7 protein-coding genes are annotated in these 11,115 nt (G+C 70.9%); 5 read left to right on the top strand and 2 right to left on the bottom strand.

What is annotated here, in order from left to right:
* The first annotated feature begins 127 nt into the window (after positions 1 to 127).
* Both AC5LSR_RS05330 and AC5LSR_RS05325 read left to right on the top strand, forming a co-directional pair.
* Positions 128 to 2,587: an IucA/IucC family protein gene (locus AC5LSR_RS05330; protein ID WP_493468217.1), complete on the top strand. Its 2,460-nt coding sequence runs from the start codon at positions 128 to 130 to the stop codon at positions 2,585 to 2,587.
* A 112-nt stretch (positions 2,588 to 2,699) separates the two neighbouring features.
* Positions 2,700 to 4,262 carry a glutamine synthetase family protein gene (locus AC5LSR_RS05325; RefSeq protein WP_250283995.1) on the top strand — a complete coding sequence of 521 codons (1,563 nt, stop codon included), beginning with the start codon at positions 2,700 to 2,702 and terminating at the stop codon, positions 4,260 to 4,262.
* A 401-nt stretch (positions 4,263 to 4,663) separates the two neighbouring features.
* On the opposite strand, the gene AC5LSR_RS05320 is transcribed toward AC5LSR_RS05325, so the two are convergent.
* Positions 4,664 to 6,970 carry an MMPL family transporter gene (locus AC5LSR_RS05320; RefSeq protein ID WP_493468216.1) on the bottom strand — a complete coding sequence of 769 codons (2,307 nt, stop codon included), beginning with the start codon at positions 6,968 to 6,970 and terminating at the stop codon, positions 4,664 to 4,666.
* Positions 6,971 to 7,079: 109 nt separating this feature from the next.
* Here AC5LSR_RS05320 and AC5LSR_RS05315 point away from each other — a divergent pair, with 109 nt between their 5' ends.
* A complete protein-coding gene (locus tag AC5LSR_RS05315; protein ID WP_250283991.1) occupies positions 7,080 to 7,838 on the top strand; it encodes a TetR/AcrR family transcriptional regulator in 759 nt (252 codons plus the stop codon).
* 141 nt (positions 7,839 to 7,979) lie between these two features.
* Here the strand turns inward: AC5LSR_RS05315 and AC5LSR_RS05310 are convergent, their stop codons facing one another.
* Positions 7,980 to 9,050, bottom strand: coding sequence for a glycosyltransferase family protein (locus AC5LSR_RS05310; RefSeq protein WP_493468215.1), 1,071 nt, complete (start codon positions 9,048 to 9,050; stop codon positions 7,980 to 7,982).
* 834 nt (positions 9,051 to 9,884) lie between these two features.
* Here AC5LSR_RS05310 and AC5LSR_RS05305 point away from each other — a divergent pair.
* Both AC5LSR_RS05305 and AC5LSR_RS05300 read left to right on the top strand, forming a co-directional pair.
* On the top strand, positions 9,885 to 10,175 hold the full coding sequence (locus AC5LSR_RS05305) for a hypothetical protein (protein ID WP_250287318.1): 291 nt from the start codon (positions 9,885 to 9,887) through the stop codon (positions 10,173 to 10,175).
* Positions 10,176 to 10,530: 355 nt separating this feature from the next.
* On the top strand, positions 10,531 to 11,115 hold a 585-nt coding region (locus AC5LSR_RS05300; protein WP_493468214.1), incomplete at its 3' end, for a DUF5134 domain-containing protein.

The raw sequence follows: 11,115 nt of genomic DNA, 5'->3' as shown, positions 1-11,115 counted from the left end.
CGGGCCGTGGCCCGGGTAGGCCTCGGCCGGCTACCGGCCTGGCGGCCGGATCGACGGACACGGCGGCTGGGCCGGCCGTGCGTCCACGGCACGGTGATATTCCCGCGCCAACCAGCGGAGGTGGGCAGTGGACGGACACGAGCGGGCCGTGAGCCGGCCGCGCCTGTGGCGGGTGGCTGGGCAGGCCCTGCTGGCAAAGCTGATCGCGGAGTTCTCCTACGAGGAACTGCTGCGCCCACAGCCCGTCGCCAGCCCCGCGAACACCGTTAATACGGCTAATACGGCTAATACGGCTAACGCCGTAACCACGGCTGGTGACGTACATGCTGTACATGCCGCGAACCAGGCGGGCGCGACGAATCCCGCGCGCCCGGCGGATACCACGGACCTCGCGGGCGTGACCGGGCCGGCGGGGCTGTCCGCGGCCACGCCCCCGGTGGCGCGCGTCGGGCGCGGCGAACCGGCCGGCTACCGGCTGGCCTGCGGTGATGTCACCTACACGTTCACCGCCAGCCGCGGCACGTTCGGCACCTGGTGGCTGGACGCCTCCTCGCTGCGCCGCGCGGGCCCACCGGGCCGGCCGGATAACCGGCCCGGTGGCCGGCCGGCCCCCACGGACGGCCCAGCGCCGACGGCCCGCGGTGGGCACTCCCCGTCGCACGACCCGGCCCCCGCGGACGACCCGGTACGTTTCGTCCTGGACGCCGCGAGCCTGCTCGGCTGGCCGGATGACGTCACCGCGGACGTCGTCCGCGAGCTGACCGCGACGCACGCCGCCGACGTGCGGCTGCTCGCCGCCGCCCGCTCTGCCGCCGAGCTCGCGGACGCGACGTACACCGAGCTCGAGGGCTTCGCCACCGGGCATCCGTGCATGGTCGCGAACAAGGGACGGCTGGGCTTCGGCCTCGCCGACGCGGACCGCTACACCCCGGAGGCAACCACCCCCCTGCGGCTACTGTGGGTTGCCGCCCATCCGGAGCTGGCCACCTTCACGACTGCCGGCCTCACGACTGCCGGGCCGGCCGGGGCCGGAGCGTCCGGTGGCGACGGCCAGGATGTCGGTGATGGCGAGCTCCTGACCCAGCGGCGGCTGCTGGCGGCCGAACTCGACGCGTCCACCCGGACGGCGTTCGCGGCGAGGCTGGCGGCCCGGTTCGCGGCCGCGGACAGCGACGCAGGACCCGATACGGACAGTGACGACGACCCTCCAACGGCGGCGGATGCCGTCCCAGCACAGCCGGTCGCGTCCGGTGGCACGGACCTGGAGGAGCCGGCCGCAGGCTGTGACACGGCCTGCGAGGAGACGACCGCTTCCTGTGACGCTGCCTGTGAGGAGTACGTCTGGCTGCCGGTGCATCCCTGGCAGTGGGAACACGTGATCGCGCCGCTGTTCGCCGCCGAGATCGCGACCGGCCGGCTGGTGCTGCTCGGCGAAGCACCCGATCGCTACCTTCCGCTTCAGTCCGTACGCACTTTGGCGAACATCGACCGGCCAGCACGGTTCAATGTCAAACTTGCGCTGATGATCCGTAACACGCTGGTGTGGCGAGGGATGTCAGCCGACGACGCCCACGCCGGCCCGGACACCTCCGCCTGGCTGGTCGGCGTCCGGGACGCCGACGCGTTCCTGCGGGACGTCACACGGGTGCTCCCGCTGCCGGAGGTCGCCGGGGCCACCGTCACCCACCGTGCGTACGGGGAGCTGGCAGGCGCGCCGTACCGCTTCCACGAAATGCTGGGCGTCCTGTGGCGGCAGCCGGTCGAGAGCCTGCTCGCCCCCGGCGAACGGGCCCGGACGTTCGCCTCGTTACTACTCGTCGGCTCCGACGGCCGAGCGCTGGTCGGCGAGCTGGTGGCCCGCTCGGGCCGCGGGGCGCGGGAGTGGCTGCGGGCGCTGCTGTCCTGCCTGCTGCCGCCGCTGCTGCACTACCTGTACGTCTACGGCGTCGCCTTCACCCCGCACGGCGAGAACGTCATCCTCGTCTTCGACGGTGACGACATCCCGGCCCGAATCGCGCTCAAGGACTTCGGAGCCGACATAGAGCTGGTCGACGCCGCCCACACCGACGACGGCCGGCAGGGCTGGCAGGGCTGGCCCGAGCAGGCGGACCTGCCGGCGTCCGCCGCGCGGTACCTGCGGCGCTGGCCCGCATCCGACCTCGCCCACTCGATCCTCTCGGCGCTGTGCGCCGGACACTTCCGGTTCTTCGCGGTCGTCCTCGAGGACCATCTCGGCGTAGACGAGCGGGAGTTCTGGACGCTGGTCCGCGCCGAGATCGAGAACTATCACCGTGCCTTTCCCGAGCATGCCGACCGGTTCGCCCTGTTCGGCCTGCTGGCGCCCACCTTCGACCGGGTCTGCCTCAACCGGGAGCAGCTCGCCGGCACCGGCTTCCACGACCGGCCCGACCGGGACGGCGGATTCGACGTCAGCCACGGCCAGGTGGCCAGCCCCCTGCACCTGTTGACGATCGGCACCGCGCCCCCTGACAGCGCAGCCCCCAGCAGCGCGACTCCCGACAGCGCAGCCGCCGGCGGCGTGACCCCGAAGACCAACCCGTCGAAGACCGAGGGAGCCCGGCGATGAGCCTCGACAACGAGACAGCGAACATCCAGATGGCGGCCGGCCGGACGACGGGCGGCCGGACGACGGGCGCGGGAGCGCCGGCCCGGCTGCCGCGTGAAACCGCCCGGCCGGCTTGAACCGGCCCGCGCGGCGGCATCCCGGCCTCCTCGACGTCGACGAGCTGCGGCGGCTCGCGGCGTCCACGCGCTCCCCGGACGGCATCGACGAAGTGCTCGTGGGCCTTCCCGACCTACAGGGCCGTCTCCAGGGCAGCGGGGTGTCGGTGGACCACTTCATCGAGGACGTGCTCGCGCGCGGCCTGCCCGCCTGCGCCTATCTGCTCGCCGTGGACGTCGAGATGGACACCGACGCCGGCTACGCCTTCGCGCCCTGGGACGCCGGCTTCGGGGACTTCCGGCTCGTACCGGACCTCGCGACCCTGCGCCGCGCCCCGTGGCACCCGCGGTCGGCCGTGGTGCTCGCGGACGCCTGGTGGCCGGACGGCGGCGTGGTCCGCGTCGCGCCCCGGGCCGTCCTGCGCGGACAGCTCGACCGGCTCCACCGCCGGGGGCTGGCCGCGCTCGCCGGTACCGAGCTGGAGTTCCTGGTATTCACCGAGTCCTACCAGCAGGCGGCCGACCGCTCGTACGGCGGCCTGACCCCGGCGTCCCGGTACAACGTCGACTACTCCCTGATCGGGACGTCCGACATGGACGGGCTGGTCCGGACGATCAGACGGGCCATGGCGGACGCGGGGATACGGGCCGAGTCGGCCCGGGCCGAGGTCCACCCGGGCCAGTATGAGATCGTCTTCCGCTACGACGACGCGATGAGCACCTGCGACAACCACGTCCTGTACAAGACGACGGCGAAAAATCTTGCCGCGCATGCCGGGCAGGCAGTGACTTTTATGGCAAAATACGATCAAGGAGAGGGAAACTCCTGCCACGTTCACCTGTCCCTGCGGGGACGGGACGGCACGGCGGTGTTCGCCGCCGAGCCGCTGGAAGCCGGGCGGGCAGCAGCCGACCAGGAGCCGGCCGAGCGGGCGTCCGCGGGCTGGGCCGCGCCCGGACGGGCGTCGACCGAGCGGGCTCCGGCCAGCCGGCCGCCGGTCGACCGGAGCCGCGCTGGGCGGGCGCCGGGTGGCCAGGCGGCGGCCGAGCGGGCGGATCTCGCCGGGATGTCGAGGCTGATGCGTTCGTTCGTGGCCGGGCAGCTCGCCTGCATGGCCGAGTTCACCCTGCTGTTCGCGCCGACCGTCAACTCCTACAAGCGGCTCGCCCCGGGCTCGTTCGCGCCGACCGGTATCGCCTGGGGACGGGACAATCGCACCTGCCCGGTACGGGTCGTCGGCTCCGGCAGCTCGCTGCGGATCGAGCACCGGGTGCCCGGCGGTGACGCCAACCCGTACCTGGCGGTCGCCGGGATCCTCGCGGCCGGCCTGTACGGGATCGACAACGACCTCGCGCTGCCACCGGCGACGGCCGGGAACGCGTTCACCGCATCCGGAGTGACGCGGCTGCCCAGGACGTTACGGCAGGCGCAGCGGCTGTGGCGTTCCAGCGAGATCGCGCGGGCGGCGTTCGGCGACGATGTCGTCGACCATCTCGCGCACGCCGCCGAGGCCGAGCTCACCTCCTACGAGACGACCGTCACCGACTGGGAACGCCGCCGCGCCTTCGAGCGCCTGTGAGCCACCGGCACGGCGTCAGGGCACGGCGTCAGGGCACGTGGTTCCGGAAAGCCGGGCCCCGGGTCGCTCGCGGGGGCGGCCGATCCGTCCACGGCCGCCCCCGCGAGCCGTGCGGCAGCATCTCCACCAGTTCTGCCGCAAGATTCAGTTGGATACCGGCCGTACCGCCGTGCCCGGCGCCCCGGTATCAGCGAGTGGTCACCGACGGGTGCGGACGACCACACCCGGGAGAACTGGTCACAATCGCCGCCAATCGTGCGTCCGGTTACGGTCCAGCGGGTCTCCGACAGTATTGAGGCTAGAACGTGAAACGAGGTCGTGACAAGGGTCTGCGATGCATTCTCGATGGTTTTTTCCACATTGTGACCGGTAACAGAAAACACCATGACGAGCATACCGATTTATTTTTCGGATTGTCTTACCAGCTCATGTCCGACGATTCCCACATTCTCGGCAGGCGTGTTGTGGGCGGCTTCCGGCCGGGGCGCCTCCACCAGCCCGATCCGGGTGTGCAGGGCCCGCAGCGGCCGTGGCGCCCACCAGTTGACGTTGCCGGCCAGCCGCATGAACGCCGGTACCAGCACCCCGCGGATCAGGGTGGCGTCCAGGACGATCGCCAGGGCCGTGCCGATGCCGAACATCTGCATGAACGTCACCGACGACGTGGCGAAGGCCACGAAGGTCACCGCGAGCAGCGCCGCGGCGGTGGTCACGATCCGCCCGGTGCGGGCGAGGCCGGTGGCGACGGCCTCGGTGTTCGGGACGCCGTGGTCGTACTCCTCCTTGATCCGGGAAAGCAGGAACACCTCGTAGTCCATGGACAGGCCGAACGCGATGCAGAACAGCAGCACCGGCATGGAGGTGTCCAGCGGCCCGGGCAGGAAGCCCAGCGCCCCGGACAGGTGGCCGTCCTGGAAGATCCAGACCGCGGCGCCGAATACGGCGCTCAGTGACAGCGCGTTGAGCACCAGGGCCTTCAGCGGCATGACGACGCTGCCGGTGAACAGGAAGAGCAGCACGAACGTGGTCAGCGCGATCAGCCCGACGGCCAGCGGCAGGTGATCGGAGATGGTCGCCTTGCCGTCGACGAGCACCGCGGACGGGCCGCCGACGAGCGCTGCCGCCCCGGCCGGAACGGGCCGCTCGCGCACGCCCCTGACAAGATCCTGCCCGGTGTCCGACGCCGGGTCGACCGAGGGGACCACCTCGAGATACGTCGAGGTACCGGCGGAGAACCGGGAGTCCGCGGGGGTGGGGGGCGCCACCTGGCGGCCGGCGGCGTAGGTGCCGGCCGCGCTGTTCACCCGCGCCACGTTGGGCAACGAGGACAGGTCGCGCGCGTATCCCTCCAGTGCGGGGCCACCGACCGGGCCACCCCCGGCGGTGCCGGCGGCACGCCCCTCCAGCACGACGGTCGCGGCGGCGGCGGTGTCGGCGGCGAAGTCCGTCCGGATGACGTCGCCGACCTGCCGGCTGGAGGCGGTGTCACGCAGCACCCGGTCGTCCGGGGTGCCGAAGGAGACATGCAGGAAGGGGATGCCCAGCACCAGCAGCACGGCGACGGCGGGCACACCGGTGATCAGGGGCCGGCGCATGACGGTGGCGGCGATGGCACGCCAGACGGGTGACTCGGAAGCTTCCCGGGGGCTGCCCGCCGCGGCGGCCCGCCGGCGGCGGATCAGCCCGATCAGCCCGCCGACCCGCAGCGCGTTGACCCGCGGCCCGAGCAGCACGAGTATCGCCGGCAGCGCCACGGTCGCGCTGAGGACCGCGAAGACCGTCACGGCGATGCCGGCGTAGGCCATCGACTTCAGGAAGTAGGGCGGGAAGACGAGCATCACGGCGAGCGCCGCCACGACGGTGGCACCGCTGAAGACGATCGTCCGGCCGGCGGTCCGCAGGGTGCTGGCGACCGCGTCGGCACGATCCCGCCCGCCGGCGAGCTCCTCACGGAACCGGCTCACCATCAGCAGGGCGTAGTCGATACCCAGGCCCAGGCCCAGGGCCGTGGTGAGGTTGACCGCGAAGATCGAGACATCGGTGAGGCTGCCGAGGACGGAGAGGATCGCGAGCCCGCCGAAGATGCCGACCACGCCGACGGCCAGCGGCAGCAACGCGGCCACCATGCCGCCGAAGGCCGCGATGAGCAGCAGCATCGTGATCGGGATGGCCACCGACTCGGCCACGGCGAGGTCGGCGGTGACCTGGTCGTTGATGTTCTCGCCGATGGCGGCTGCCCCGCCGGGGGCCACCGTCACCGGGCCGGGGGCGTCCCTGGCCTTCTCATACCGGGCGACGAGGCCTTCCGCCACGTCGTCGTCGGACGTGTAGGCGAGCACGAGCGCGTGCCTGCCGCTTTCGGAACGCAGGGGCGGCCCGCCGCCGTCCCAGTACGAGACCGCCCTGTGCACGCCCGGCTCGGCCGCGAGGGCCCGGGTGAGCTCCCTGCCGGCGGCCGTGACGTCGGGGGCGTCCACCGTCCCGGCGCGGGCCGTGACCAGCAGGATCAGGCTGGGCTGGCCGCCGAAGCGCGCCTGCACCACCTCGTCGGCGCGGGTGGAGCCCGACTGGGGGTCGTCGAACCCGCCGGTCTGGAGCTTGCCGAAGGCGGTGACGCCGAGCACGGCCGTCGCGCCCACGAGCAGCAGGGTTGCCAGCAGGACAGGCCCGGGACGGCGCGTGACCAGACGTGCGAGGCGTGCGAACACCGGGACCTCCGGAGAGTCGTCGTCGTTCTGGAGAACAGTGTTCGCGTACATCGGGCGCAGTCAAGACACCCGGTCGAAAAAGTTGACAGTGTTCACCGAACGAACCAGCATGACCAGCGTGACCCAGCCGGTCTCCAGACGCGAACGCCTCCGTCTCGCCACCATAGAAGAGATCAAGCAGACCGCCCGCGACCAGCTCGACGAGCACGGCGCGGCCGGCGTGTCACTGCGGGCGGTGGCCCGGGCGATGGGGCTGACGCCATCCGCCCTCTACCGGTACTTCACCAGCCGGGACGAACTGATCGCCGCGCTGGTGGCCGACGGGTTCACCTCCCTGGCCGACACGCTGGAGGAGGCCTTCGACCTCGCGCCCACGGATAACCATGCCAGGCGCTGGCTCGAGGTCACCCGCGCCTACCGCCGCTGGTCACACCAGCACGTGACGGAGTACATGCTCATCTTCGGGACGCTGGGGCTGGACTACATCCCGCCGTCGAGCCAGCCCTGCGACGGCACGGAGCGCTCGGTCGCGGTGCTGTTCCGGTGCATGGCCGAGGCGATCGGCGCCGGGCTGATCGACCCGTCCCGGTTCGCCGCCGAACTCACGCCGGCGTTACGCGCCGAGCTCGAGGAATGGCGGGCCGACACCCGTAACGCGATCTCGTCGGAAGGGCTCGCCGCCTGTCTGATCGTCTGGACGCAGCTGCACGGGTTCCTGTCCCTGGAGCTATTCGGTCATCTGCCCCCCGTGATCCGGGACGTGGGCGCGCTGTTCGACCAGCAGATGCTCGACGCCCTGCTCCGGTGCGGCTACCAGGGCCCGGTCGACTTCGTGCCCGGCCGGCAGGAACGCGACCGGCCGGAGTAGACCGGCCGGAGTACCGGCGAGCCGATGGCCGGCCGGGTGGCCGCCCGCCGGGGGCTGTGCCGGCCGGGTGGCGCGCCGCCGGGCACGGCCACGGACGACGGGCCGGCCCCGGCGGCGCGCGCCCGGGGCCGGCCAGCCCACTTACGCGGACGCCCGCATCCGGCGTTCGAGCGCCTTCAGCGCCGCGTGGCGCGCTGCCTTGATCTCGGGAATCCGCGCCTGGTAGGCCCGCGAATTCGCCAGCGGCTGGTAGAAACCAAGCCGCGGGACGAACGCCGTGTCGTCGTAACCGGGCGGACGGTGCAGCGCGTACGTACGCCCGGGGTGCAACAGGTCATAATTGTCGGCGATCTCCCAGATCGCCACCTGCGCATCGATCCGACGGCGGGAGAAATATGCCTCCAGCACGTCGACCGTGAAGCTTATCTCATGGAACTGCTTGACGAGGTCGCGATAGTCCTGACCGACCTGGTACTTGACCGGAAGTTCGACCTGAACACATTTCAGGCTGCCCAGGAAATCCAGGGCGAGCACCTTCAGGGAGGTCTCCACGCCGTACCCGCGGGAAAAGGCCAGCGAGCCGAAGAGGTCCGCGTCGATCACGAACTCGCCGATGAGCGGCTGCTGGATGGCCGTGACGGCGGGGACGTAGTGGGCCAGTTGCTTGGAGAGCAGGGAGCGCAGCATCTCGGTGGTACGCCCGCCGGGCCGGCCGTCGCCGGTCACCCGCTGGGAACTGCCGTTGACGAACAACGACGCGCTGCCGGTGGTCGCGGCCGCCGCCAGCAGGCCCACGGTAAGCGGGTCGTAGTGCTCCAGGTCGGCGTCATGAAATATGAACCGGTCGCCGAATGCCAGGTAGGCGAGGCTGCGCATCGCGCCGGCCTTGCCCCCGTAGGAGGGCGGCTCGTGTTTCATGTGACGTCCGATGACCGACCGCCCCCGAACGACCCAGCTCGCCCCGGCTTCCGTCGCTGTACGTACCAGGTCATGCTCGTCGCCGTCGGACGACGGGTCGACAACGACACCGATCTCGTCCAGCACCGGGCGTTCCAGCATCCAGTGCTGGCGATTAAGGGCGACGATGTTACCCAGTGTCCGGGCCGCTTCCGGGCCGCGCGCGGGAATGAGCAGGCTCAGGGTGATGCCGTTGGCGAGTTTACCGGCCTCGATGGCGTCGAGGTCGAGGGTGATGGGGTCGAGCGTACGCACGGACGCCCCTCTCTCGTGAGCTTTCCATGAGAACTACCCCCCTTTACCAGAATGGGCCGGAGACGACGCGAAACGGTATTCGGCGCGTCGTCGCAGGCCCCTGAAAAAACCGGACCACCCCCACTGCCGCCGAGGCCGCCTCCCCCTCGCCACCCGTCCGGCCGGGCGGCAGGTCGTGACCTGGCGTTGGCTAGGACCTCTTCCGCGCCCCCTTGCCTCCGGGCCGCGGATCCCGGCCGGGTGACACCTCCCCGGCCCACCTGTTCCGCCGCAGCCCTCACCGTGAGATGTAACAACGAGTTACAGTAGTACCCCAACGTACGCTTACCAAACTCGGTCGGTACAAGTTATGACTATTGATACCATATGTATCTATAGCGCCACCTAATGTACTGAAGCGTCACGAAAACGACCTGACGCCTGCCTCCCACGACCGCGGGAGCCCAGCGGATTCTCGACCGCCAGTGACAGGTCCGCGACCAGTCCCCGGCGGCGGGGCCGCATCCGGTCACCACCAGGGCCGACTTCGGGGTGGCCCATCCCTGGATCCCGAGCCCACGAAACGGCCCAGCATGACGATCCATCATGGCCTCGCCCCCTGCCCGCGGTGCACAGACCGCGATGGGACGGATGGCTTCCACGCCCGCCGCATCATCGTCCGTTACATCACTGCCCGTCGCACCGATTCTTGGGCGGACCCCGGCCCGGGGCAGGGTTTTCGTTGTGATTTCACGGAAACGGGGACAGGGTGGCGTGAGGCTCTTTACGCTGTGAGTGATGTTGCGAGCAGGTTGGCCATGCCGACGCGTCGGCCAGGCGGGTGAGGTGGGGACAGTGCGTGACGAAACTCCAGCGGACGCGGTGCCGGATGCCGGTGGGGCGGCCCGGCAGCACCTGGTGACCTTCTGCGGGAAATGCAGCTGCGGCTGTCCGCAGCTGTTCGTCGACCATGACGCCCCGGCCGAGCGCCGGATCGTCCTCGTGGACGACTTCGGCCAGCAGGTGCAGATGAGTGTCGACCAGTTCTACGAGATAATCGATCAGGCGAAGTCCGGGGCACTGGAAAGCGTCCTCGACTCGGCGCTGGCCGTCACCTCCGGCATCCAGGATTCGGCCGGGCAGTAGCCGCCGGTCAGCCGCCGGTACCGAAGAACACCGACCGAGACAAAAGCAAAGGTATACGGTCACCCGGCTCCGGCCGGCCCGGCACCGGGCCTGGCCGGTGCGTATCCGGCTGTCCTCGGAACGAGGTTTCCGGGAACTTTCCGGGATTTTCCGCGTGAACGTGGGCCTTGGCATGACCAGGCGGTGCCGTATGCACCATGTACATCATGTACCGGGGGTCGCGGGGCCGAGCGGCACGGCTGGCGGCCCGCTTCGGCTTGCCGCGGCGCTGGTGTTCGCCGTTCTCGCGGGATTTCACGCCTGGCACGCCTGGCGGTCGGCGCGGATGGCACGAGCCGGCGGAGAACGGAGCACCGTGCTGACCGAAACCGGCCATCTTCTCGTGGCGGCCGGTATGGCGTACATGTTCAGCCCACCGGCCTGGCAGGCCGGCACCGGCCGGCTTCTCACCGGGGCCACGCCGGCCTGGGGCTATCTGCTCCTTTCGTCGGTGTTCCTGGCCGCCAACGCGGTTCAGGGAAATGATCCGGGACGCTTTCGACAACCGGCGGCCGGCCGGCACGGCACTGACGATCGCGGCACCGGCCATCACGACGCCGGCGCGGCCGGGGCCTGCTGCTGCGCGCTGCTCGCGGTCGAGGGCCTGGCGATGGCCTACATGAACGCGCTGCGATGGTGGTCGGCGGATGACCTGACCATCGGTTTCCTCCTGCTTTTCGCGGCGCTGACCGTCCTCACCGCGGCCGCCCTGGTACTGCGCCTGGCGGCACGTCCATGCCCGGCGGGAACCCGGTCGTGCTCGGTGGACGGGCGGGCCGGCCGGCTGGTCATCCAGCTGACCAGCCCGCTCGTGGGCAGGGCGCGGGGCGCGTCCGCCCGCGTCCACGGATGCCGTCTGATCATGAGTGTCGGCATGGTCGCCATGTTCGCGGCGCTCCCG

This window comes from Protofrankia sp. CiP1_Cm_nod4 (assembly GCF_982290645.1).
This window is presented reverse-complemented; position numbering and strand designations above follow the sequence as displayed.